This is a genomic window from Polaromonas sp. P1_F2, assembly GCF_056405735.1.
Genome location: NZ_JBFUBN010000006.1, coordinates 265292 through 287589 on the forward strand (window position 1 = coordinate 265292; position 22298 = coordinate 287589).

Sequence of the window (22298 nt, forward strand, 5' to 3'; positions counted from 1 at the left end):
GCGGCGGCTTTCTTCAACTCGCTGAAAAATTACTTTGCAGCGCTGGCAGGTGCGGTAGCAGCGGCGGCGGCAGAAGTAGCGGCAGCGGCAGCAGCGTCAGCAGCGGGTGCGGATGCAGCGGCAGCTGGAGCAGATGCGTCAGCAGCAGGTGCTGGAGCAGCAGCTGGTGCAGGTGCGGCTGGAGCAGCAGCTTCTTCTTTCTTGCCGCAAGCAGCCAGAGCAACAGCGGCGACGATAGCTGCCAAAACGAGTGACTTGTTCATTTTTACGATCCTTGGTGATATTTAAGAAAACAATTTCCGGAAATTGCCAAAAGAAAACCCAAACCGGAATTCAAGTAATTTTTGACCGGGGAAAGGACTCGAGCTCTTTCTACCCAGCTTTAAATTATATGCTGGATATTACAAGTCCGAAAACCCTTAGTCGACGAAGCACGACCGTATGGCGCCCGCGGCCTGCTGATTCGTGCATCTAAAGCCCCAGGGTTGTGGCCGGAAAAGCCGGTGAGCTTTTCAGCAGGCGCTCGTGGATGCGCTCCCTGAGCGCCACCCGGCGGGCCGGCTCGGACCCGGCCATGCCGGTGCAGCGCTGTAAGTCCAGGCGCTCGAAAACCCAGCCCGGGCCCAGCAAGGCACTGGGCATGTCATCGACCGGGGCGGAGGTGATGGCGCGGCATTCCACGATGTGCGCCCAGGTCCGCCGCCAGGTGACGAAGCGCGCATGCCGGCGAAGCACTTCGTCGTAATTCCCCGCCAGCATCGTGAAGGTGCGGCCGGTTTTGGACCAGTCGTTCAGGGCCTGCGCCACCGCGCGCTCACCCAGGGGCCAGTCTTCGAAATCCGGGTCACAGACGATGATTTCACGCCAGCCCTGCTGTGCCGCCACGGCAAAAGCCTGGCGAATCATGTCCGTGAAATCCGTGCGCCCGCTGAAACGGCCTTCCGGCAAGGCTTGCGGGTGGGTGAATGAGGTTTCGGTGTCCATGGAGCATCTCCTTCCTTGGGGGCAAACAGATGATGATGGGTCGGGTCAGAAATCCGCGGGCGGCTCCTGCCTTAGCCAGCCGGCATCGTGCCAGTCGCCCAGCAGCGCCAGAGCGGAGGCGCCGGCCTTGCGCAGGTCTTGCGGCGCCAAGCCGCGGCCATCGGCCAGGCGCCGCATCAGGTTTGCGTCGGCGCCTTTGGCGCGGTAACTCTCCCCGTTGATGAACACGTGGTCGGCGTCATACATCATCCGGGTGCGCGCATCCAGCCTGACCGCCGCGCGGCCGGCCTTGGCGGCGTCGGCATCCCATTCATCCGCGGCTTCGTCAAACCACACAGAGGGCTTGGGCTCGGTCATGTACTCGCCCAGGACACAGGCCAGTGCCAGAGGGTCTTTCAGCGCGTCCTGCACGGCCTGGCTCGCGAAGGCGGCCAGGGCTGCGGGCAAGGCCGCCGGAGTGGCCGTCGCGTCCTGGCCGGGATCGCGGTACATGTCGGGCGCCTTGGGGGCGCGGCCTGCCGGAGCATCCGCGTCGTCGTCATCCTCGTTGAATTCCGCCAGGCGCTGCAGCAGCTCCGCCGCCAGTTCGCCGCGCCCCGGCGACCTGAAGCCTATCGAATAGGTCATGCAGTCGCCCGCTTTGCCGTCGCCAGAGTCCGCTGCCTCTGCGATACCGTCATGCGCATAACGCGGGGGCAGGTAGAGCATGTCACCGGCTTCCAGCACGAACTCCTGCTCGGGCTCGAAGTTCCGCAGGATCTTCAGCGGCACGCCCTCCTGCAGGCTCAGGTCTTTTTGCCGTCCTATCTTCCAGCGCCGCCGCCCGCTGGCCTGCAGCAAAAAGACGTCGTAGCTGTCAAAGTGCGGGCCCACGCCGCCGCCCGCCGTGGCGAAGGAGACCATCAGGTCATCGAGCCGCGCATCAGGCACAAATCGGAACTGCTGCAGCAATTCGTACGCCCCGGCGTCATGCAGGTCCACACCCTGCACCAGCAGGGTCCAGGCCTTCTGGCTCAGCGGCGGCAGGCTGCGCGGCGCTAAAGGCCCCCGCTTCATGCGCCAGCCCTTGGCCTGCTGGACGATCAGCCGCGACTCCACCTGCTCGCTTGCGGCCAGCTTGAACAAGGCCGCGCGGCTCAGCAAAGGCTGGAATCCGGGCAGGGCTTGGCGCACGAGAAGCGGCTTTTTTTGCCAGTGCCGGCGCATGAATTGCGCCGGGCTCAGGCCGGCAAGGAGCGCTAGAGATTGGTTTACATCCATGGGACAATTGTCGGATGAAAATCACCCCGCAATGCGTCGTAGCCCTGACATGGACGCTGAAAGACACCCTGGGCGATGTGCTGGACGAACTGGATGAGCCCATCGAGTTCCTGCTGGGCGGCGATGACCTCCTCGCCAAGGTCGAGGAAGCACTTCAAGGCCACGAAGCCGGCGACAAACTGGAGCTGCACCTGGAACCCGAAAACGCCTTTGGCGACTATGATGAAGATCTGGTTTTCCTTGAGCCCCGCAAGGTCTTTCCCGCCGAGCTCGAAGAAGGCATGACCTTCGACGGAGCGGCCCTTCCGCAGGGCGTCAGCGGGACGGCGCCGCAGCAGCATATCTACACAGTTACCGAAATCTACCCCGACCATGTGGTGCTTGACGGCAACCATCCGCTGGCGGGCATCGCCATCCGGCTGGCTGTCAAGGTCGAGTCCGTGCGCGAAGCCAGCGAAGAGGAAATCGGCCAGGGTTCGCTGGGCACCGGCTTTTTCAAGCTGGAGCCGCTCACGCCCGGCAGCGGCACCTTGCATTAAGGCAAAAGCGCAAGGGCGGCACGAAGCCGCCCTTTACGCCCTCCCTGCTTGCTGCTTACATCCGGTACAGCAGGCCGTTCTCAATCCTCACACGGTCGCCAACACGCAGGTCGCCGGTCGCCGGCACGTCATAGGCGCGGCCGGTGCCGTTGTCGAGCTGCACGGAGACGCGGTAGGTTTCACGCACCGTGGTGTTGCGGTTTCTTTCGATCGCATTGCCGGCCACGGCGCCACCCACGGCGCCGGCGACCGTCGCCACGTCCTTGCCGGTGCCGCCGCCAATCTGGTGGCCCACCACTGCGCCGGCCACACCGCCGAGGATGGCGCCTATGCCGGAACTCCTGGCTTGCTCCGGGGTACGAAACACTTCGACGTTGCTGACCCGCCCGTATTCGATATAGCGGTTCTGCTGGTTGGCGGGATAGGTTCCGGCCGGGTAGGTCTGGTTGGGGTAGCTGGCGGTGTTCGGGTAGGCGGGCGGGTAGTTCGCGTCGGACACCGGCGGGTTCATGGGCGCGCAAGCAGTCAGGGCTGCCAGCGCCAACACCACCGAAGCGGATGAAATAAGACGGGATGTGTTTCGCATGAGTCTCTCCTTTTAATAAGTTCATGAGATTCCGGCATCAACATGCTGCCTATGCACGGAGACTCTCATGACCCATTAAGGACGGGACCCAGGCCATCCCGGGTGGGGATTGGGCCTGTGGCGGCGTGGGAGGCTTGTTGCAGGGGTTGTAGGAAAACCCCCACCACCTCCCCGCATGGCGGCGAGCAGCGCGCCGAGGGCTCAGGCCTTGCCGGTGGAGCCGTAGCCGCCCTCTCCGCGTTCGCTGGCGGGGAATTCGGAAACCACGTTGAACTGGGCTTGCACCACGGGCACGATCATCAATTGCGCGATGCGCTCCATGGGTTCAATGGTGAAAGGCACGTCGCTGCGGTTCCAGGCGCTGACCATCAGCTGCCCCTGGTAATCGCTGTCGATCAGGCCCACGAGGTTGCCGAGCACGATGCCGTGTTTGTGGCCCAGGCCTGAGCGCGGCAGGATCAGCGCGGCATAGCCCGGGTTGTGCAGATAGATGGCGATGCCCGTGGGCACCAGCTGCCAGGCGTTGGCGGCCAGCGTGAGAGGCGCGTCCAGGCAGGCGCGCAGGTCCAGGCCGGCGCTGCCGGGTGTGGCGTAGGCGGGAAGATTGTCTTGAAGGCGTGGGTCGAGGATCTTGACGTCGATGTGCATGAACTATTTTTTCTTCGGTGGTTGATTTTTCTGGGCTTCTTCGGCGGCTTGCCGCGCCAGTTCGCGCAGGCGCTGGACCAGCGCGCCGGATGAGCGGCGGTTAGCCTGGAAGATCGCCCACGCACCGTACACCAGCAGCGCGGGCAGAAACAGGAAACCGGCGCCGGGCAGTACTTCATCCAGCACCTGGGTGGCGATCCACAGGACGACCACCCATTTGACGTGGGTCAAAAAGGCGGCGCCGGTGGCAACGGCAGAGGCGGGTTTGACGGGAGGCGCAGCGGAGCTTGCCGCAGAAGCGGCGCGAAGCGAAGCCTTTTCCTGTGGCTTGAGCAGGTCTTCACGGGCGCCGGCCGACGCATTCGCGTGCGTCAGGCGCTCCACATAGCTGGCGAAATCGCCGTCCGGCGGCGTGTTCGAGGGAAGGTTCACGGTGCGGCCGCCTTTCCTTTGGAAGGCGCCGCCGCCATCCGGGCCGCCACCTCCCTGACCAATTGCCGCGCCAGCGAGAGCTTGGAGGCCCGGGGCAGCGCCGTGCTGCCCTGCGCATCCACCAGCAGCAGCGCGTTATGGTCCTGGCCGAAGGTGTCGGGGCCGATGTTGCCTACCAGCAGCGGTACTTTTTTGCGCAGGCGCTTGGCCTCGGCGTTTTCCGCGAGGTCCTGGCTTTCCGCCGCGAAACCCACGCAAAAAAGCCGGCCGGCCTGCGCGGCGGCCGACTGGGCAACGGTGGCCAGGATGTCGGGGTTCTCGGTAAACGCGAGTTGTGGCGCCAGCCCGGAGCCGTCTTTCTTGATTTTCTGGGCCGAAGGCACGGCGGGCCGCCAGTCGGCCACCGCCGCCGTGGCGATAAACACATCGGCGGCCTGGGCACGCGCAGCCACCGCCTCCAGCATCTGCTGCGCGGACCGCACGTCGATGCGGGTCACGCCGCGCGGCGTGGGCTGGCTCACCGGGCCGGCGACCACGGTCACCTCGGCGCCCGCCTCGCGCGCCGCGCGCGCGATGGCAAAGCCCATCTTGCCGCTGGACAGGTTGGTGATGCCGCGCACCGGGTCTATGGCTTCGTAGGTGGGGCCGGCAGTGACCAGCACGCGCTGGCCGGCCAGCACCTTGGGCGCGAAAAAAGCGACCAGGTCCTCCAGGATCTGCTCCGGCTCCAGCATGCGCCCGTCGCCGGTCTCGCCGCAGGCCTGGAAACCGCTGCCCACGCCCAGCACCGTGGCGCCATCGGCGTCCAGTTGCACAAAATTGCGCTGTGTGGCCGGGTGCGCGTACATCTCGCGGTTCATGGCCGGCGCCACCAGCAGCGGCACCTTGTCGATGGGGCGAGCCAGGCACATCAGGCTGAGCAGGTCGTCGGCGCGCCCATGCAGCAGCTTGGCCATGAAATCGGCGCTCATCGGCGCAACCAGGATGGCATCGGACTCGCGCGACAGGTTGATGTGCGCCATGTTGTTGTCTTCGCGGCTGTCCCACTGGCTGGTGTAGACCGGCCGGCCGCTCAGGGCCTGCAGCGTGACGGCCGTGATGAACTGTTCGGCCGCCTCGGTCATGACCACCTGCACCGTGGCGCCGGCCTTGATCAGGGCCCGGCAGAGTTCAGCCGCCTTGTAACAGGCGATCCCGCCCGACAGGCCCAGCACGAGGTGTTTGCCGGCCAGGTCCAGGGCTTCACCGCCGTCTAGGCCGCTTCCCAGGGGATTCACTTGATTCGTCATGTGCGCAATGTATCAGCTAGACAAGCCCCCACACGCTTAACGGCCGGCCATGCACGGCCCGTCAGCCGCCATGCAAGTCCGGAATGGCTTTGGCCAAAATTCAGTAGCCCCTGCAAAGGGTATCCCGGTGGGCAACCCGTATAATCTCCGTTTACCACCTCTACGAACTTGCGGTTCGTACCTGACATGACCAAATTTGTCTTCGTCACCGGCGGTGTGGTGTCTTCCCTGGGCAAGGGAATCGCCTCAGCCTCCTTAGCTGCGATCCTGGAATCGCGAGGCCTCAAAGTCACTTTAATCAAGCTCGATCCCTACCTTAACGTGGATCCGGGCACGATGTCGCCCTTCCAGCACGGTGAGGTTTTTGTGACCGACGACGGCGCCGAAACCGACCTGGACCTCGGCCACTATGAGCGTTTCATCGAAACGCGCATGCGCAAGGCCAACAATTTCACCACCGGCCAGATCTACAAAAGCGTGCTCGAAAAAGAGCGCCGCGGCGACTACCTCGGCAAGACCGTTCAGGTCATCCCGCACGTCACCAACGAGATCCAGGAATTCGTCAAACGCGGCGCCGGTTACGAAACCCCCGACGCGGTCGACGTCGCCATCGTCGAAATCGGCGGCACCGTGGGCGACATCGAGTCGCTGCCCTTCCTGGAAGCCGTGCGCCAGATGAGCCTGCGCCTGGGCGCCAACAACACCGCCTTCGTGCACCTGAGCTACGTCCCCTGGATCGCCGCCGCCGGCGAACTCAAGACCAAGCCGACCCAGCACACAGCCAAACAGCTGCGCGAGATCGGCATCCAGGCCGACGTGCTGCTGTGCCGTGCCGACCGCCGCATCCCCAACGAAGAGCGCGAGAAAATCTCGCTGTTCTCCAACGTCCCCGAATGGGGCGTGATCTCCATGTGGGACGTCGACACGATTTACAAGGTCCCGCGCATGCTGCACGAGCAGGGCCTGGACGGCCTGATCTGCGACAAGCTGCGCCTGAACACGCCGCCGGCCAACCTCAGGCGCTGGGACGACCTGGTCTACGAGACCGAGCATCCGCAGACCGAAGTCCACATCGCCATGGTCGGCAAGTACGTCGACCTTTCCGACAGCTACAAATCGCTCAACGAGGCCCTGCGCCACGCCGGCATGAAAAACCATGCCAAGGTCGTCATCGAGTACGTCGACTCCGAAACCATCTCGCCCGACAACGTCTCGCGCCTGGCGCGTTTTGACGGCATCCTGGTGCCCGGCGGCTTCGGCGTGCGCGGCGTCGAAGGCAAGATCTGCGCGGCCCGCTTCGCGCGCGAGAACAAGATGCCCTATCTCGGCATCTGCCTGGGCATGCAGGTCGCCACCATCGAATTCGCGCGCCACGTCGCGGGCCTGAAGGACGCCAACAGCACCGAGTTCGACGCCGCCACCCCGCACCCTGTCATCGCGCTCATCACCGAATGGAAAGACGCCGACGGCACCATCAAGACGCGCGACGCCAAGTCCGACCTGGGCGGCACCATGCGCCTGGGCGCGCAAAGCTCCGACGTCGCCGCCGGCACGCTGGCGCACAAGATCTACGGCGACGTGGTGACCGAGCGCCACCGCCATCGCTATGAAGCCAACGTCAACTACCTCGACGCCCTGCGCGCCTCGGGCCTGGTCATCTCCGCGCTGACGCAGCGCGAGCAGCTCACCGAGATCGTCGAGCTGCCGCAGGACGTCCACCCCTGGTTTGTCGGCGTGCAGTTCCACCCCGAGTTCAAGTCCACGCCCTGGGACGGCCACCCGCTGTTCAACGCCTACATCGCCGCTGTGCTCCAGCTCCGCGCCACGGCGGGCCAGGACGGCAAGCCCGCTGCCAAGCCCCTGAAGGCGGTTGCCTGATGAAGCTCTGCGGATTCGACATTGGCCTTGACCAACCCTTTTTCCTGATCGCCGGCCCTTGCGTCGTCGAGTCCGAGCAGCTGCAGATGGACACCGCCGGCGCCCTCAAGGAAATCACCGCCTCGCTGGGCATTCCCTTCATTTTCAAATCGAGCTACGACAAGGCCAACCGTTCCAGCGGCACCAGCTTTCGCGGTCCCGGCATGGCCAAGGGCCTGGAAATCCTGGCCAAGGTCAAGCGTGAGCTGGGCCTGCCCATCCTGACCGACGTGCATTCCGAAGCCGACATCGCCACGGTCGCTTCCGTCGTCGACGTGCTGCAGACCCCGGCCTTCCTGTGCCGCCAGACCGACTTCATCCATGCGGTGGCGCAATCAGGCAAACCGGTCAACATCAAGAAGGGCCAGTTCCTGGCCCCCGGCGACATGAAGAACGTCATCGACAAGGCCCGCGCCGCGGCGCGCGAAAAAGGCCTCGATGAAGACAGCTTCATGGCCTGCGAACGCGGCGCGAGCTTCGGCTACAACAACCTGGTGTCCGACATGCGCAGCCTGGCCATCATGCGCGAGACCAAAGCCCCCGTAGTGTTCGACGCCACCCACTCGGTGCAGCTGCCCGGCGGCAACGGCACCAGCAGCGGCGGCCAGCGCGAGATGGTGCCGGTGCTGGCGCGCGCCGCGGTGGCGGTCGGCGTGGCGGGCCTCTTCATGGAAACGCATCCCGACCCGGCCAAGGCCATGAGCGACGGCCCGAATGCCGTGCCGCTCAAGCATATGAAGGCGCTGCTCGAAACACTGCTGGCGCTGGACCGCGTGACCAAGAAAAACGGCTATCTCGAAAACAATTTTTCCGCCTGACCACGAATCTGGCACCCGGGGAGCTCCGGGCCCTTCGGCAAAACACAGTCCCGCGCCGGCAAGGCATGTGGAAACCTTGAAACAACATCGGAACCCGACACATGCCCAGCGCCTACATCATCGCCAACGTCACAGTTACGAACCCCGAACAATACGAGCAGTACAAAAAACTGTCTAGCATCGCCATGCAGGCGCACGGCGCCGAGGTGTGCGTGCGCGGCGGCAAGATCGAGGTGCTGGAAGGCGACTGGGCTCCCAGTCGCATCGTGATACTCAAGTTCCCCAGCATGGAGCAGGCACGCGCTTTCAACGAGTCCACCGAATACGAAGCGGCTCGCCAGTCGCGCCAAGGTATCGCCGTGATGCGCATGGTGCTGGTCGAAGGCGTCTGAGCTTTTTAGTTTTTCTATTTCTGGTTTTCTATTTGGTTTTTCTATCTTTTATTTTCTGATTTTTGAAAGAGCCTAAATGAGCGCAATTGTTGATATCGTCGGCCGCGAAATTCTCGACAGCCGTGGCAACCCTACCGTCGAATGCGACGTGCTGCTGGAGTCCGGCGTCATGGGCCGCGCGGCGGTCCCTTCGGGCGCCTCCACCGGTTCGCGCGAAGCGATTGAACTGCGCGACGGCGACAAGTCGCGCTACCTCGGCAAGGGCGTGCTCAAGGCCGTCGAGCACATCAACACCGAAATCTCTGAGGCCGTGCTGGGCCTGGACGCCAGCGAGCAGGCCTTCCTGGACCGCACCCTGATCGACCTGGACGGCACCGACAACAAGTCGCGCCTGGGCGCCAACGCCACGCTGGCCGTCAGCATGGCCGTGGCCCGCGCGGCGGCCGAGGAAGCCGGCTTGCCCCTGTACCGCTACTTCGGCGGCAGCGGCGCCATGCAGATGCCCGTGCCCATGATGAACGTGGTCAACGGCGGCGCGCACGCCAACAACAACCTGGACCTGCAGGAACTGATGATCATCCCCGTGGGCGCACCGAGCTTTCGCGAAGCCGTGCGTTACGGCGCCGAAGTCTTCCATGCGCTCAAGAAAATCCTGCATGACAAGGGCATGAGCGTGGCCGTCGGCGACGAGGGCGGCTTTGCTCCCAACGTGACCAACCACGAAGCCGCCATCCAGATGATCCTGGAAGCCATCGACGCCGCCGGTTATGTCGCCGGCGAACAGATCGCCCTGGGCCTCGATTGCGCGGCATCCGAGTTCTACAAAGACGGCAAATACGTCCTGGGCGCCGAAGGCCTGAGCCTGGACGCCACCGAGTGGACCAACATCCTGGCCACCTGGGTCGACAAATACCCCATCATCAGCATTGAAGACGGCATGGCCGAAGGAGACTGGGACGGCTGGAAGATCCTGACCGAACGGCTCGGTAAAAAGGTGCAACTGGTCGGCGACGACCTGTTCGTCACCAACACCAAGATCCTCAAGGAAGGTATCGACAAGCAGATCGCCAATTCCATCCTGATCAAGATCAACCAGATCGGCACTCTGACGGAGACCTTCGCCGCCATCGAGATGGCCAAGCGTGCCGGCTACACCGCCGTGATCTCGCATCGCTCCGGTGAAACCGAAGACTCCACCATCGCCGACATCGCCGTGGGCACCAATGCCGGCCAGATCAAGACCGGATCGCTCTCGCGCTCGGACCGCATGGCCAAGTACAACCAGCTGCTGCGCATCGAAGAAGACCTGGGTGACATCGCTTCGTACCCCGGCCGCGCGGCCTTCTACAACCTGAAGTAATGGCCCCCACGCTCGTCGCTTCGCGTACTTCGCTGCCCCCCGAGGGGGCCGCTGCGCCCGCGGCCCGGCAAAGCCGGTTCCGCGGCCCCTGCTGGTGCGGAGAGCCGGCGACGAAACATCATCCTCTGGCGTAAACGTGGGAAAGCGACTCGTCCCCGCCGTCCTGATTGCGCTGCTGGTGATCTTCCATGCGCAACTCTGGATAGGCCGGGGCAGCATTCCCAGCGTGCGCGAGATGCAGCACCGGCTGAACGAGCAGCTCGCCAAAAACGTCCAGGCCCAGGCCGCCAACGACCAGCTCACGGCGGAAGTCAGGGACCTCAAGGAAGGCCTGGAGATGGTCGAGGAAAAAGCCCGCAGCGAGCTGGGCATGGTCAAGCCCAATGAAATCTTCGTGCAGGTCACGAAGTAAGCCCTGCAAGTCCGCGGGCCCGGCTGGCTGATTAATTAATCGTGCTGAAAATCGCCGTCACCGGCGCCCCCTCCACCGGAAAACACCAGCTGGCATCCGCACTGACCAGCACCCTCAAGGACGCGGGCCGGGATGCGCTTGTGGCCGTGACGGACCCGTCTGCCTCGCCAGGCGGCGCTGTGGACCTGACACTGCTGTGCGGGCTGGAGTCCGCCGCGCAAGCCCATCAGCAGGCGGCAGACCAGTCCATACGCGCGGCCCTGGCAGCCGAAGGCGCGCCTTACTGTGTCCTTTATGGAGGCGCCTCGCAGCGTCTTGCCCAGGCGCTAGGCGCCGTTGAACGCCTGCTGCCGGCGCTGGTGCAACAAAACCCAGCGCCTGTCCGCAGGGAAGGCAACAAAGCCTGGGTATGGGTCTGCGACAAATGCAGCGACCCCGTCTGCGAGCACCGCCTGCTCAGCGACCTGCTGGCGCAACGCGCCGTTTCCGCCGCGCCCTGATCCTTATTGGACCGTCGAGGTCGGCGGCTGCTGGTTGGTCTGGCTGGTGAACAGCTGCGCCGCGTCCACCGGGTCGAACTCGTACTGCGCGCCGCAGAACTCGCAGCCGACCGCCACCTTGCCGCGCTCGGAAATAATGCTCTCGATTTCGCCCGTGCCCAGACTGCGCAGCATGCCGCCCACGCGATCGCGCGAGCAACTGCAGGCAAAACTCGGCGTCACCGGCTCAAAGCGCGTGACCTGCTCTTCCCAGAACAGGCGCCGCAGGATGGTGTCGGCATCCAGGCCCAGCAGCTCTTCGCGCTTGAGCGTGCCGGCCAGCATGGCGATGCGCTTGTAGTCTTCATTCACGCCGATCTGGTCTTCATTGGCGTCGCGGTCTATCTGGCCCTCAAGGTTGCCCTGGCCCTTGACCGGCAGGCGCTGGATCAGCAGGCCCGCGGCAACCTTGCCGTCGGCCGCGAGGATCAGCTTGGTGTCCAGCTGCTCACTCTGCAGCATGTAGTGCTCCAGCACCTCCGCGAGGTTTTCAATCTTCTCGCGCTGGTCGCCGTGGAGCGGAACCACGCCCTGGTAGGCCTGCTGCCCCGGCAGCTTGTCCTTCGGGTCCAGCGTGATCGCGCAGCGCCCCTGGTTGCTCACATTGACCAGCTGGCTCAGCGTACTGCCCGGGTCGACCGTGCCGGTCACCGTGGCGGTGGCGCGCAGGCTCAGGTCGGGCTGGACCTCGGCCACCGCCAGCTTGACCGGGCCGTCACCGAATATCTGCAAAATCAGCGCGCCGTTGAACTTGATGTTGCTCTGCATCAGGGCGCCGGCAGCCGTCATTTCCCCCAGCAGTTGCATGACCTCGGCCGGATAGCCGCCGCCCGCCTGCCTGCGTTTGAGGATTTCCTGCCAGGAGCCGGTCAGGCGCACGAGCATGCCGCGCACCGGCAGGCCGTCAAAGATAAATTTATGTAATTCAGACATGGCTGGAAGGGGTAAAGGTGGCGGGCCAATAAAAAAGAAAGCGGGCCTCAGCCCACCTTCTTGAGCCCGGTCTTGTAACGCCGGGCATTGTCTACATAGTGCTTCGCGCTCATTTTTAAACCCTCGATCTGCTCCGGGGACAGCTGCCTGACAGCCTTGGCCGGGCTCCCAAAGATCATGGAGCCGTCCGGGAACTCCTTGCCCTCGGTGACCAGCGAGCCGGCGCCGACCAGGCAGTTCTTGCCGATCTTCGCGCCGTTGAGCACCACCGCCTGAATGCCGATCAGCGAACCGTCGCCTATGGTGCAGCCGTGCAGCATGACCTGGTGGCCGACCGTGACGTTCTCGCCTATCGTGAGCGGCAGGCCCATGTCGGCGTGCAGCACGCTGTTGTCCTGGATGTTGGAGCCCCGGCCCACGGAAATGGTTTCGGTGTCACCTCGTATCACCACGCCGAACCAGACGCTGCTGTCCTCGGCGAGGTGCACATTGCCCATGACCTGGGCGTTGTCGGCCACCCAGGCGGATTCATGAACGGTGGGGGTCAGCTTGTCCAGTTGGTAGAGGGCCATGGTTTTGCGCTTTTATTCAGGGGGACACGGTCGGGAGCCAAGGCCAGCCCGAGGCTGCCCGTCTACCCCGATTGTAAGGAGGCCCCCAGGCGTATCGCCGACAATTCCCCCATGACCCCAGAGCCGCCTCCCGCCGAACTGCGCCAGCAAGCGCTGCGGGCGCTGCTGGAAACCGATCCCACGCAAAAAGTCCGCCTGGCCGAGCAAGCCATGGCCCAGGCAGAGACGCTGGAGGTAGCGGCCGAACTGGCGCTCCAGGCCCCGCCCGGCCTGCCCGGCTGCCCTGAACGGCCCGAGCTGCGCTCCCACCTCAACGTGCCCAAGCGCTCGCCCTTCACTCCGGAAGGCCTGGCCGCCCTGCTCCACGCCGTGACACATATCGAGTTCAACGCGATCAACCTGGCCCTGGACGCCGTCTGGCGCTTTCCCGGCATGCCGCGCGCCTACTACCTGGACTGGCTCAAGGTCGCCGCCGAGGAGGCTCGGCACTTCAGCCTGCTGCGCGCCCACTTGCAGTCCATGGGCTACGACTACGGCGATTTCCCGGCCCATACCGGCCTCTGGGACATGACCCGCAAGACCGAGGGCGACCTGCTGGCGCGCATGGCCCTGGTGCCGCGCACCCTGGAAGCCCGCGGCCTGGACGCCACCCCGCCCATGCAGGCCAAGCTGCGCAAGGTCGGCACGCCCGAGGCGCTGCGGGCCGTGGATATCCTGGACATCATCCTGCGCGACGAGATAGGCCATGTCGCCATCGGCAACCACTGGTACCGCGCGCTGTGCGCCCAGCGCGGGCTGGAACCGGTCGCCACCTACGCCCTGCTGGCCCGGCAGTACGAGGCGCCCCGGCTCAAGGGGCCGCTGAACCTGGACGCCAGGCGGCGGGCGGGATTTGACGAGGCGGAAATGGCCTTGCTGAAGGGGTCCGAAACTTTGGGGTGACATCGCCCTCTCGCTCAAACTCTCCCTAGGTAGCCCCTGTTACACAGGCACACCATTGTGAAATGACTCGACCGCTGCCCGATACGCAGCCAGTGGCTCCGAAGCACCTGCTATGGCCCGGCCGATGACGATGTGGGTGGCGCCTGCCTTGGCTGCCGCAGCAGGCGTGGAGATGCGCACCTGGTCTGTGGCCGCCTGGGCAAGCTGAATGCCGGGGCAGACGATGAGTACTCCGGCAGGCAAGGAGCTACGCAAGTAAGCTGCCTCCTGGGCGGAAGCCACGACACCGTGGCAACCTGACTTGCAAGCCAGCGAAGCGAGACGGAGAACCTGGTCTTTGACGGATGGTGCGAGACCGATCTCCGGGAGCTCGACGTCAGAAAGGCTTGTGATGACCGTAAGGCCAAGAACCTTCAGATGGGGGTATGACCCGGCAGCAGTAGCAGCCGCTTGCAGAACAGCCGAACCCGCCGACGCATGGACAGTGACCATTGAAACCCCAAGCTTGCCGGCGGCCTTGACGGCATTGGCCACGGAGTTCGGTATCTCATGAAGTTTGAGATCTAGGAAGACCTGTTTGCCTGCCGACACCAACTCTCGAACTACCTGCGGTCCAGCCTCTGTGAGCAGCTGAAGGCCGACCTTGTAGTGATCGGCTTCGGGGCCAAGCTGATCGACCAATGCCAAGGCCTCCGCCGAGGACTCGAAGTCAAGCGCGACGATGACTGGTGATGGCATACGTGAGATGGCCGAACTCATTGGGCCGCAAGGCCCTGCACAAAAAACTGCTCCACCCGGGTCCAATTCCCGATATCCAAGGACGAATCGAGGGCATGAGGCGGGATTTTTGTACCCATCCACACTACTTCTTTTCGGGCGGCAACCCCAACAAGAAATTCGGACGCATGCGTCTTATAAACGGACGCTTCGGGCACTGATAACAAGACCTTCGCCGCAGCGGGTAGGTCGGCCAAACGAGCGATGTTTGTATTCAATTCGACGCTCATCGATCCATCGCCATTCCGATACGCATGGATCACGTTAGCCCAAAAACTACGTTGAAGATTCGCGAGCACATCAACGGCTGCTTGCCAGCAACGGATCTGGCCTTCCTTGTCTTCGCTTCGAATCGCTGGCCAATCGGTCCAGAACTTGGTAAGGAGTGAGGAATTGGCCGACGGAGGCTCATCACTCAAAAGCCGTTGTACAACATACTTTTGTTCGTCGGAAAACCGGGGCTCGCCAAGCTGCGCGTTGCAATCAGGAGAGACCTGGGCAAGCGCTGGACACGCGACAATGACCAGCGACAGCAGCATTGATGTTTTCATGATGCGTTCCAAGGTAGAAGTGAACGGCTTGCGCGGCATTTTTTCGCAGGCCCGCTCGACTGCCGTGTTGGGCGGCCTCTTCACGCAAACCACTCGTTTGTATCGCGGTGTTGCCCCAGGCCTACTGACTCAAATTCGTCGTGAGCTTCTCCTTTAGCCACGCCGAGGAAGCGAAGTGCGTCGTTGATGGCGCTGTCAGACACGACTGGCTGGCCGATTGCTTTACCTTCCGAGAATAGAGCATGCGCTTGTGCGCCAGCGCCGCCGAAGAACTCAGCCTCGATGTAGGCCAGCACGCATCGTTTGCTCAACCGTTCGCAAAGCTTCACCAGCGTTTGCGGTAGCTCCTCTTCTCCATCGTCGGTGAGCGGACAGAAAGATATGCCATGAATCTTGAGCGCCTGGGCGCTGAGAGGGAGCATGTCTATCCCACCACGAAGGCGAATGACCTGATGCCCCTGAGGCAGCGGCAAGGAGAAGGCCTCGGACTTCGCAACGACAGCTTGAAGTGTGTAGGCCACGCCTTTGCAAGTCCTCTCGATGGAAGGGTTAGGTCTCTGCGGCACGGACGCACCGGTGGCCGGACCCCTGGCTGGACGGAGCGAGGGTGCCAAGAAGTAGAAGCACGCCTGCACCGACCATCGCGACCAGCATTGGAAATGCTGGGGTGACCACGGGCGTGACCAACAGTGCGCGAGAGGCGGCGCCGATGCCTGCGAGCAGACAGGCGCTGAGCGGGATCTTGAGTCGCGGGAGGCGGGCCAATGTGGGAGAGCGCACAAAAAGGCGCACCCACCAAGCTATCAAGCCCAGGCAAGCACCAAGGCCAGTGGCAAAAATTACCGGCTCTTGAAGGGGATTGAACATCAGGAGGCCGATGGAGAAGGGCCCAAAGAATGCCGTGACTCCAACGCCAACGAGGCCAAGAGTAATCCGGCTCAAGGGGTGATCCACTATGCTCGCGGCAATATTCAACATGGGGCCTAAGGTAATGTATGCCGCACGGCCTGCGGTATAACCTGGCCGCTGAAAACACAGCCAAGTGCTTGTTATTAAAAGATTTATTGTCCATTTTGAGTTTCGCTCAGCTCGATAAAAGGGACCAAACCCGCAGTGCGATTCTAGGTGGACAGTGTGGTCGACGCCTCCTCAATATGGACGAGCGCCCATCGCCGGGCGAGTTTTGACGAGGCGGAACTGGCTCTGTCGGGCTAAGAAAAAGGCCTCCAAAACGCGGCAAATTCCTACACAAGGACGGCGGCAGGGATTTTCGAACGGCGCTAGACTGCAAAACTCTCTTGAAAAGGAGTTTGCGCAATGATCCGGCACCTGGTTCCAGATATCCCTTCGCAAATGCCGCGCTTGCCCGCGGACGTGGCCCTCCAGCTGCCGCAAGGCCAGCGCCTGGGGTCGGCCAACGCTCCCGTCAAGCTGGCTTTTTCCCATTGGTCCAGCATCGCCCGCCTCAAGGCCGGCCAGATAGGCGCGCTGGCCGAAGATTACGTCGAAGGCAAGCTCCAGCTCGAGGGCGCCATGCGCGACGTGATGCGCGCGGTGACCAAGCTGCTGCCTGGCAACCCGGTGGAAAGCGACACCGGCTGGTGGTCCCACCTGCTGCGCCACGCCAAGTCCCTGGCGGCCCACACCCACGCCCGCGATGCGGCGCAAATCCAGTTCCACTACGACGTTTCGGACGCCTTCTACGCACTCTGGCTGGACCCGCGGCGCGTCTATTCCTGCGCCTATTACCGCGATGAGGCCATGACCCTGGCCCAGGCGCAGGAAGCCAAGCTGGACCACATCTGCCGCAAGCTCATGCTCAAGCCCGGTGAGCGCTTCCTGGACATCGGCGCCGGCTGGGGCGGCTTGCTGCTGTGGGCCGCCGAGCACTACGGCGTCGATGCCACCGGCATCACCCTGTCGAAAAACCAGCACGCGCATGTGCAGCGGCTGATCGAAGAAAAAGGCCTGGGCGGCCGCGTGCGCATGGAGCTGCGCGACTACCGCGACATGCCCGAGGACCGGCTTTTCGACAAAGTCTCTTCCGTCGGCATGTTCGAGCACGTGGGCCACGCGCGGATGACGGGTTACTTCCAGAAGATCCTGCGCCTGCTGGCCCCCGGCGGCCTGGTCATGAACCACGGCATCACGGCCGGCGGCCTGGAGAACCGCCAGCTCGGCGCCGGCATGGGTGATTTCATCGAAAAATACATCTTCCCCGGCGGCGAGCTCATGCACGTCAGCGCCGTGCTGGAGCACATGTCGCGCGCCGGCCTGGAAATGGTGGACACCGAAAACCTCAGACCGCACTACGCACGCACGCTGTGGAACTGGTCGGATGCACTGGAAGCCAGGCTGGACGAGGCACGCCAAGTGCTGGCCCAGGACGGCGGCGCCGGACGCGCCGAAAAAACCCTGAGGGCCTACCGGCTCTACCTGGCCGGCAGCGCCATGAGCTTCGAGCAAGGCTGGATCTCACTGCACCAGATGCTGGCCGCCAAGCCTTCCGGCGAGGTGCACGACACCGCCGTGGCCGGCGCGCAGTCCAGCTACCCGTTCAACAGAACCTATATGTACGGCGACGCCGCCTGAAGGCGCCCGGGACGGCGATCACTCGGCCTTGATGTTCGCGGCTTTCACGATGCGGGCGTTGGCGGCCGACTCGGCGGCAATCTGCCGGGCAAAGTCCGTCGCGTTGCCGCCGGTCGGGATATTGTCGGCATCCAGCAGCTTTTTGCGCAGGTCGGGCGCGCGCAAGGCCTGGTTGATTTCGGTGTTAAGCCGCTGCAGCAGTTCCACCGGTATTTTGGCCGGCGCGAACACCCCGAACAGCGACGTGAGGTTGGCCTGCGCCAGGCCCAGCTCGGCAAAGGTCGGCACCTGCGGCAAGGTCTCCACGCGCGCCGGCGCACCCACCGCGAGCGGGCGCAGCTTGCCCGACTGGATGTGCTGCATCACCGTGCCGCTGAGGTTGGTCGAAACCAGCTCCACCTGACCACCCAGCGCATCGGTGAGCTGCTGGCCGCCGCCCTTGTAGGGCACGTGGGTGAACTCGACATTCGCCCCATGGCGGACCTGCTCCAGCATCAAATGCCCCACCGTGGCCAGCCCCGACGTGGACCAGCGCAGGCTGCCCGGTTTCGCCTTGGCCGCGGCCAGCAGGTCCTTGAAGTCTTTTCCCGCGAAGGCGGGCGTGGCCAGCAACACCACGGGCGAATACATCACGCTGGCCACCGGGGCGATGTCCCGGGCCGGGTCGTAGGCCTGTTTGCCCAGGTGAGGGTTCAAGGCCAGGGGGCTGATGGATGAAAAACCCAAGGTGTAGCCGTCGGGCGCGGCCTTGGCCACCGCATCCATGCCTATGCTGCCGCCCGCGCCGGCGCGGTTTTCCACCACGACCGGCACGCCCAGTTGCTGCGCCAGCTTTTCGGCCAGCGCCCGTGCGATACCGTCGCTGATGCCGCCCGGCGGATAGGCCACCACGATGCGCAGCGGGCGAACCGGCCATGGGGCTGGCTGGGCCAGGGCTGCGCCGACGGGCAGTAAAAACGCTAGCAGCAGTGCCGCGCGGCGCAGGCGAATCGATCCCGACATGAAGATATTCCAGAGATGAAGTGTGGGCATGATTTCGCCTTGGCGACCTAACCGCGTGGGTGATGCTGCGCATGCAGCGCCTTGAGCCGCTCCCGCGCCACATGGGTGTAGATGGTGGTGGTGGAAATGTCGGCATGGCCCAGCAGCATCTGCACCGCGCGCAGGTCGGCGCCGTGGTTCAGCAGGTGCGTGGCGAAGGCATGGCGCAGGGTATGGGGCGACAGAGGTGAATGGATGCCGCCCAGTCGCGCGTATTTTTTCACCAGCATCCAGAACATCACGCGGCTCATGCCCTTGCCATGGCCGGTGACGAACAGGTCATCGGTCTGCTGCCCGCCCAGGATGGCCGGCCGCGCCTCGGCGAGGTAGCTGACTATCCATTCGCGCGCCACCTGGCCGAAGGGCACCAGGCGCTCCTTGCTGCCCTTGCCCATGACGCGCAGCACGCCCTCATTGAGGCTGAGGTGAAAAGTCTTCAGGCCCACCAGCTCGCTCACGCGCAGGCCGCTGGCGTAGAGCAGTTCCAGCATGGCGCGGTCGCGCAAGCCGAGCGGCGTGTCCACGTCCGGCGCGGCCAGCAGGGACTCGACCTGGGCTTCTGTCATGGTCTTGGGGACCCGCAGCGCCTGTTTGGCCGACTGCAGCTTGAGCGTCGGGTCCGCGTCTATCAGTCGCTCGCGCAGCGCCCAGCGGAAGTAGCGCTTGAACACCGTGAGGCGGCGGTTGGCCGAGGTTGCCTTGGTCGCGGCATGCCGGGCCGAAAAGTAGCTGTTGAGATCGGTCTCGGCCGTGGCATCCAGTACGCGCCCGCCCTGCTTGGCCGCGCCCAGCCAGTCGGCGAACAGCGACAGGTCCCGGCGATAGGCCGCCAGCGTGTTTTTGGAGAGGCCGTCTTCCAGCCACAGCGCGTCGATGAACGCGTCGATGCTGGACTGGCTTTGTGCTTGCATGGGGTGACCATAACAAAAAAAGCCGCCGCGCGATTCCTCGCGCGGCGGCTTGATGGGGGACTACACCCTATGGGGTTCAGTCAAGCTTGAGCTTGGCGCCGTCCACCACCTTTTTGTAGACCTCGAACTCGGCCTTGATCTGGGCCGTGAACTGCTCGGGCGTGTTGGCGATGATCAGCGAACCCGTGTCCTCGATGCGCTTGCGCACGGCCGGGTCTTCCAGCGACTTCTTCACACCGGCGCTGACCTTGTCGACAACTTCCTTGGGCAGGCCCTTGGGCCCGAGGATGCCGTAGTAGGCCATGCGGTTCACCGGCTCCAGGCCGACTTCCTTGAAGGTCGGCACATCCGGCAACACCGCCAGGCGCTGCGGCGCGGCCACCACGATGGGGATCAGGCGCTTTTGCTGGATAAACGGCAGCGCGGAGGGAATGTTGTCAAAAATCATGGGGACCTGGCCGGCCACCGTGTCGTTAAGGGCCGGGCCCGCGCCGCGGTAGGGGATGTGGGTCACAAAAGTGCCCGACATGCTCTTGAAAAGCTCCATCTGCAAGTGGCCGATGCCGCCCGTGCCCGAGGACGAATAGGAGTACTTGCCGGGGTTCTTCTTGAGCTCGGCCAGGAACTCCTTGTAGTTGCGGGCCGGAAAGCTCGGGTGCACCGCGATGATGTTGGGCGTGGCCGCGATGTTGATGATGGGCGTGAAGTCCGTTAGCGTGTTGTACGGAATCTTGGGGTTGATGGCCGGGTTGGCCGCAGTGGTGGACACCGTGGCCACGCCCAGCGTGTAGCCGTCGGGAACGGTGCGGGCGATTTCCAGCGCGCCGACCACGCCGCCGCCGCCGGCCTTGTTCTCGACGATGACGCTCTGGCCCAGGGCCTTGCCCAGCGGCTCGGCGATCACGCGGGCTACGATGTCAGTGGTGCCGCCGGGTGCGAAAGGCACCTGCAGCTTGATGACCTTGTTGGGGTAGCCCTGCGCCAATGCGGGGCCCGCTGCGGCGCCCAGCACAAGCGCGGACAGCACCGAGTAGGCAAAGAGATAACGACGTTGCATGTTCAAATCCTTCCGATGAAACAGCTGAAATGGTAATCGCAGCCGCGCGCTTCGCCAGTTGTGGATTACGCATAAGGGCAAACCCGCAGGGATTGCGGTTATTCTCGGCGGGGTGAATTACGCCCAGCTTCTTTTTCCTGACTTCTCCCTCATCGTTTGCGGCTACCTGGTGTGCCGCTACACCGCCCTCAACCGCACGGTCTGGGAGAAGGTGGAAAGCCTGGTCTATTACTTTCTGTTTCCGGTCCTGCTGTTCCACTCCATCGTGAAAAGCCCGCTGGACCTGGGCGCCGCCTCCAGCCTGATAGGCGCCGGCCTGTTGATGGGCGTGGCCGGCATCGCCATGGCCTACAGCCTGCCGCACCTGCCCTGGCTGCGCCGCCACATCGACACGCGCGAGCACGCGGCCAGCGCGCAGGTGGCCTTTCGCTTCAACTCCTTCATCGCCCTGGCCCTGGCCGACCGCCTGGCGGGCGCCCAGGGCCTGCAGCTGATCGCGGTGCTGATCGGCGTCTGCGTACCCCTCTTCAACGTTGCCGCGGTATGGCCCATGGCAAAGCATGCCCAGCGCGGCTTCCTGGGCGAGCTGGTGCGCAACCCGCTCATCGTGGCGACAGCCACGGGCCTGGCCGCCAACCTGCTGGGTTTCAGCATCCCCTTCTGGCTGGAACCCACCGTCAACCGCATAGGCGCCGCTTCCCTGGCCCTGGGCCTGATGTCAGCCGGCGCAGGCATGCAGTTCGCGCACCTGTCGCAAGCCAAGGTTTTGACGGTGGCGGTGCTGTCGATACGCCACTTCCTGCTGCCCATCGTGGCGCTGGGCCTGGCCAGGGCTTTCGGCCTGTCGCCGGTGCAAACCACCATACTGCTGGCCTTCTCCGCGCTGCCCACCGCCTCCAGCGCCTACGTGCTCGCGGCGCGCATGGGCTACAACGGGGCTTATGTGGCGGGGCTGGTGACCTTGTCGACCATGTTGGGGGTGCTTAGCTTGCCGTTTGCCTTGGCGGTGTTGCGCTAGATACCCGCCCCCAATTCCTGCCGGCATCTTCCCGCCCGGTCGGTGACACCCAAGCCTTGGCTGTTTCCGCCGGCACTGGGTATACTGATGTAAAAATTTGTAGCCGGTATGGCAATGACAATGACAGGGAGTCAGGGATGGGAATTCATAGCGTAATCGCGGCCTTGATATTCACGGTAGCGGCGTGTTCGAGCGCCAGCGGCGGCCAAACCCTCTTCAAATGCGGCGCCACGTTCCAGGACAAACCCTGCGATACGGAGGTTCAGAAAAAATACTCTCCCCTGACAGGTTCCTTCAGCAAGGAACAGGTCAATGTCACGGCCGACGCGCAGTGCGCTGACAAAGGCATTCGCGCCCTGCCTTTTATCCAGGCGCGAACCCGCCAGGAAACCCTGGAAAGCCTGCACACCGCGATTGACAGCAAACCCATCGCGAGGCTGGAAAAGGTCAAGGAAAAAGAACTGGCTACCGCGGTTTTCGCCAAAAAAGGCAGCCCAGTGGAAATCCGCTCCGCCATCGAGACGGAGTGCATGGACAGCAAGCAGTTCGGCACAAGGGCCCGCGCGCCGATTGCTTACCCTTACCCCGAAAGCAACGCACGGACTATTGCCGCCGAGAGGCGCGCCGAGGCAGCCGCGGCGAGAGCCGCCGCCGCAGCCGAGCGCGCATCGCGCCGCTATTGAATCCAGCTCCCTCTGCCACAGGGGAAATAACAACTCAAGACCAAC

At 63.9% G+C, this 22298-nt stretch carries 26 protein-coding genes; 11 read left to right on the top strand and 15 right to left on the bottom strand.

The window, feature by feature from the left end; all coding sequences use genetic code 11:
* Nucleotides 1-29: 29 nt before the first annotated feature.
* The 3 genes from AC1D0O_RS14535 to AC1D0O_RS14545 form a co-directional block, all read right to left on the bottom strand.
* Nucleotides 30-263 (bottom strand): hypothetical protein, encoded by a 234-nt coding sequence (locus tag AC1D0O_RS14535; RefSeq protein WP_477654208.1) that lies wholly within the window; start codon nt 261-263, stop codon nt 30-32.
* A 208-nt stretch (nt 264-471) separates the two neighbouring features.
* Nucleotides 472-984: a hypothetical protein gene (locus AC1D0O_RS14540; protein WP_477654209.1), complete on the bottom strand. Its 513-nt coding sequence runs from the start codon at nt 982-984 to the stop codon at nt 472-474.
* Between the two features lie 45 nt (nt 985-1029).
* Entirely contained in the window at nt 1030-2244 is a 1215-nt protein-coding gene (locus AC1D0O_RS14545) for a cupin domain-containing protein (RefSeq protein WP_477654210.1), read from the bottom strand.
* 14 nt (nt 2245-2258) lie between these two features.
* On the opposite strand from AC1D0O_RS14545, the gene AC1D0O_RS14550 reads away from it, so the two are divergent.
* A complete protein-coding gene (locus AC1D0O_RS14550) occupies nt 2259-2783 on the top strand; it encodes an FKBP-type peptidyl-prolyl cis-trans isomerase (protein ID WP_477654211.1) in 525 nt (174 codons plus the stop codon).
* 55 nt (nt 2784-2838) lie between these two features.
* Here the strand turns inward: AC1D0O_RS14550 and AC1D0O_RS14555 are convergent, their stop codons facing one another.
* The 4 genes from AC1D0O_RS14555 to coaBC all read right to left on the bottom strand — a co-directional run bounded on the left by AC1D0O_RS14555 (nt 2839) and on the right by coaBC (nt 5738).
* Nucleotides 2839-3369 (bottom strand): outer membrane lipoprotein, encoded by a 531-nt coding sequence (locus AC1D0O_RS14555; RefSeq protein WP_477654212.1) that lies wholly within the window; start codon nt 3367-3369, stop codon nt 2839-2841.
* 201 nt (nt 3370-3570) lie between these two features.
* Nucleotides 3571-4017 carry a dUTP diphosphatase gene (gene dut / locus AC1D0O_RS14560; RefSeq protein WP_436155214.1) on the bottom strand — a complete coding sequence of 149 codons (447 nt, stop codon included), beginning with the start codon at nt 4015-4017 and terminating at the stop codon, nt 3571-3573.
* Nucleotides 4018-4020: 3 nt separating this feature from the next.
* Nucleotides 4021-4449: a hypothetical protein gene (locus AC1D0O_RS14565; RefSeq protein WP_477654213.1), complete on the bottom strand. Its 429-nt coding sequence runs from the start codon at nt 4447-4449 to the stop codon at nt 4021-4023.
* A complete protein-coding gene (gene coaBC / locus AC1D0O_RS14570; RefSeq protein WP_477654214.1) occupies nt 4446-5738 on the bottom strand; it encodes a bifunctional phosphopantothenoylcysteine decarboxylase/phosphopantothenate--cysteine ligase CoaBC in 1293 nt (430 codons plus the stop codon). Before coaBC ends, AC1D0O_RS14565 begins: the two co-directional genes overlap by 4 nt.
* Before the next feature lie 186 nt (nt 5739-5924).
* Between coaBC and AC1D0O_RS14575 the strand changes: the two genes are divergently transcribed.
* From AC1D0O_RS14575 to AC1D0O_RS14600, 6 genes are all read left to right on the top strand, one after another.
* Entirely contained in the window at nt 5925-7616 is a 1692-nt protein-coding gene (locus AC1D0O_RS14575) for a CTP synthase (RefSeq protein ID WP_477654215.1), read from the top strand.
* On the top strand, nt 7616-8473 hold the full coding sequence (kdsA, locus tag AC1D0O_RS14580; RefSeq protein WP_477654216.1) for a 3-deoxy-8-phosphooctulonate synthase: 858 nt from the start codon (nt 7616-7618) through the stop codon (nt 8471-8473). The genes AC1D0O_RS14575 and kdsA overlap by 1 nt, the downstream gene beginning before the upstream one ends.
* Before the next feature lie 101 nt (nt 8474-8574).
* Nucleotides 8575-8865: a DUF1330 domain-containing protein gene (locus AC1D0O_RS14585; RefSeq protein WP_477654217.1), complete on the top strand. Its 291-nt coding sequence runs from the start codon at nt 8575-8577 to the stop codon at nt 8863-8865.
* Nucleotides 8866-8941: 76 nt separating this feature from the next.
* A complete protein-coding gene (eno, locus tag AC1D0O_RS14590; RefSeq protein ID WP_477654218.1) occupies nt 8942-10225 on the top strand; it encodes a phosphopyruvate hydratase in 1284 nt (427 codons plus the stop codon).
* A 136-nt stretch (nt 10226-10361) separates the two neighbouring features.
* Entirely contained in the window at nt 10362-10637 is a 276-nt protein-coding gene (locus tag AC1D0O_RS14595) for a septum formation initiator family protein (protein ID WP_477654219.1), read from the top strand.
* Nucleotides 10638-10678: 41 nt separating this feature from the next.
* The gene (locus tag AC1D0O_RS14600) at nt 10679-11137 is read left to right on the top strand and encodes a hypothetical protein (RefSeq protein WP_477654220.1); all 459 of its coding nucleotides are present in this window, start codon (nt 10679-10681) and stop codon (nt 11135-11137) included.
* Nucleotides 11138-11140: 3 nt separating this feature from the next.
* Here the strand turns inward: AC1D0O_RS14600 and hslO are convergent, their stop codons facing one another.
* Nucleotides 11141-12109 carry an Hsp33 family molecular chaperone HslO gene (gene hslO, locus AC1D0O_RS14605; protein ID WP_477654221.1) on the bottom strand — a complete coding sequence of 323 codons (969 nt, stop codon included), beginning with the start codon at nt 12107-12109 and terminating at the stop codon, nt 11141-11143.
* A gap of 47 nt (nt 12110-12156) precedes the next feature.
* Entirely contained in the window at nt 12157-12681 is a 525-nt protein-coding gene (locus AC1D0O_RS14610; RefSeq protein WP_477654222.1) for a gamma carbonic anhydrase family protein, read from the bottom strand.
* Between the two features lie 111 nt (nt 12682-12792).
* Between AC1D0O_RS14610 and AC1D0O_RS14615 the strand changes: the two genes are divergently transcribed.
* Nucleotides 12793-13623 (top strand): ferritin-like domain-containing protein, encoded by an 831-nt coding sequence (locus AC1D0O_RS14615; RefSeq protein WP_477654223.1) that lies wholly within the window; start codon nt 12793-12795, stop codon nt 13621-13623.
* 39 nt (nt 13624-13662) lie between these two features.
* Here the strand turns inward: AC1D0O_RS14615 and pyrF are convergent, their stop codons facing one another.
* Genes pyrF through AC1D0O_RS14630 form a run of 3 tightly spaced genes read right to left on the bottom strand, consistent with a single transcriptional unit; the run spans nt 13663 to nt 15472 of the window.
* A complete protein-coding gene (pyrF, locus tag AC1D0O_RS14620) occupies nt 13663-14382 on the bottom strand; it encodes an orotidine-5'-phosphate decarboxylase (protein WP_477654224.1) in 720 nt (239 codons plus the stop codon).
* Nucleotides 14379-15035, bottom strand: coding sequence for a hypothetical protein (locus AC1D0O_RS14625; RefSeq protein ID WP_477654225.1), 657 nt, complete (start codon nt 15033-15035; stop codon nt 14379-14381). Before AC1D0O_RS14625 ends, pyrF begins: the two co-directional genes overlap by 4 nt.
* Complete coding sequence (locus AC1D0O_RS14630) at nt 15032-15472, bottom strand: hypothetical protein (protein WP_477654226.1); 441 nt, start codon at nt 15470-15472, stop codon at nt 15032-15034. The genes AC1D0O_RS14625 and AC1D0O_RS14630 overlap by 4 nt, the downstream gene beginning before the upstream one ends.
* 796 nt (nt 15473-16268) lie before the next feature.
* Between AC1D0O_RS14630 and AC1D0O_RS14635 the strand changes: the two genes are divergently transcribed.
* A complete protein-coding gene (locus tag AC1D0O_RS14635) occupies nt 16269-17543 on the top strand; it encodes a class I SAM-dependent methyltransferase (RefSeq protein WP_477654227.1) in 1275 nt (424 codons plus the stop codon).
* Between the two features lie 18 nt (nt 17544-17561).
* On the opposite strand, the gene AC1D0O_RS14640 is transcribed toward AC1D0O_RS14635, so the two are convergent.
* The 3 genes from AC1D0O_RS14640 to AC1D0O_RS14650 all read right to left on the bottom strand — a co-directional run bounded on the left by AC1D0O_RS14640 (nt 17562) and on the right by AC1D0O_RS14650 (nt 20552).
* A complete protein-coding gene (locus AC1D0O_RS14640) occupies nt 17562-18545 on the bottom strand; it encodes a Bug family tripartite tricarboxylate transporter substrate binding protein (RefSeq protein WP_477654282.1) in 984 nt (327 codons plus the stop codon).
* Between the two features lie 47 nt (nt 18546-18592).
* Nucleotides 18593-19495 (bottom strand): site-specific tyrosine recombinase XerD, encoded by a 903-nt coding sequence (gene xerD, locus AC1D0O_RS14645; protein ID WP_477654228.1) that lies wholly within the window; start codon nt 19493-19495, stop codon nt 18593-18595.
* 76 nt (nt 19496-19571) lie between these two features.
* A complete protein-coding gene (locus AC1D0O_RS14650; RefSeq protein ID WP_477654229.1) occupies nt 19572-20552 on the bottom strand; it encodes a tripartite tricarboxylate transporter substrate binding protein BugE in 981 nt (326 codons plus the stop codon).
* Between the two features lie 112 nt (nt 20553-20664).
* Here AC1D0O_RS14650 and AC1D0O_RS14655 point away from each other — a divergent pair, with 112 nt between their 5' ends.
* A complete protein-coding gene (locus AC1D0O_RS14655; protein ID WP_477654230.1) occupies nt 20665-21570 on the top strand; it encodes an AEC family transporter in 906 nt (301 codons plus the stop codon).
* A gap of 56 nt (nt 21571-21626) precedes the next feature.
* Nucleotides 21627-22253: a hypothetical protein gene (locus tag AC1D0O_RS14660; protein WP_477654231.1), complete on the top strand. Its 627-nt coding sequence runs from the start codon at nt 21627-21629 to the stop codon at nt 22251-22253.
* The last annotated feature ends 45 nt before the right edge of the window (nt 22254-22298 follow it).

Coding starts and splice junctions, on each gene's coding strand:
- AC1D0O_RS14575 (WP_477654215.1), top strand. CDS start 5,925: ATGACCAAATTTGTCTTCGTCACCGGCGGTGTGGTGTCTTCCCTGGGC.
- AC1D0O_RS14615 (WP_477654223.1), top strand. CDS start 12,793: ATGACCCCAGAGCCGCCTCCCGCCGAACTGCGCCAGCAAGCGCTGCGG.
- AC1D0O_RS14635 (WP_477654227.1), top strand. CDS start 16,269: ATGATCCGGCACCTGGTTCCAGATATCCCTTCGCAAATGCCGCGCTTG.
- kdsA (WP_477654216.1), top strand. CDS start 7,616: ATGAAGCTCTGCGGATTCGACATTGGCCTTGACCAACCCTTTTTCCTG.
- coaBC (WP_477654214.1), bottom strand. CDS start 5,738: ATGACGAATCAAGTGAATCCCCTGGGAAGCGGCCTAGACGGCGGTGAA.
- AC1D0O_RS14535 (WP_477654208.1), bottom strand. CDS start 263: ATGAACAAGTCACTCGTTTTGGCAGCTATCGTCGCCGCTGTTGCTCTG.
- AC1D0O_RS14650 (WP_477654229.1), bottom strand. CDS start 20,552: ATGCAACGTCGTTATCTCTTTGCCTACTCGGTGCTGTCCGCGCTTGTG.
- dut (WP_436155214.1), bottom strand. CDS start 4,017: ATGCACATCGACGTCAAGATCCTCGACCCACGCCTTCAAGACAATCTT.
- AC1D0O_RS14555 (WP_477654212.1), bottom strand. CDS start 3,369: ATGCGAAACACATCCCGTCTTATTTCATCCGCTTCGGTGGTGTTGGCG.
- AC1D0O_RS14610 (WP_477654222.1), bottom strand. CDS start 12,681: ATGGCCCTCTACCAACTGGACAAGCTGACCCCCACCGTTCATGAATCC.
- AC1D0O_RS14640 (WP_477654282.1), bottom strand. CDS start 18,545: ATGTCGGGATCGATTCGCCTGCGCCGCGCGGCACTGCTGCTAGCGTTT.
- AC1D0O_RS14545 (WP_477654210.1), bottom strand. CDS start 2,244: ATGGATGTAAACCAATCTCTAGCGCTCCTTGCCGGCCTGAGCCCGGCG.
- pyrF (WP_477654224.1), bottom strand. CDS start 14,382: ATGAGTTCGGCCATCTCACGTATGCCATCACCAGTCATCGTCGCGCTT.
- eno (WP_477654218.1), top strand. CDS start 8,942: ATGAGCGCAATTGTTGATATCGTCGGCCGCGAAATTCTCGACAGCCGT.
- AC1D0O_RS14550 (WP_477654211.1), top strand. CDS start 2,259: ATGAAAATCACCCCGCAATGCGTCGTAGCCCTGACATGGACGCTGAAA.
- xerD (WP_477654228.1), bottom strand. CDS start 19,495: ATGCAAGCACAAAGCCAGTCCAGCATCGACGCGTTCATCGACGCGCTG.
- hslO (WP_477654221.1), bottom strand. CDS start 12,109: ATGTCTGAATTACATAAATTTATCTTTGACGGCCTGCCGGTGCGCGGC.
- AC1D0O_RS14585 (WP_477654217.1), top strand. CDS start 8,575: ATGCCCAGCGCCTACATCATCGCCAACGTCACAGTTACGAACCCCGAA.
- AC1D0O_RS14540 (WP_477654209.1), bottom strand. CDS start 984: ATGGACACCGAAACCTCATTCACCCACCCGCAAGCCTTGCCGGAAGGC.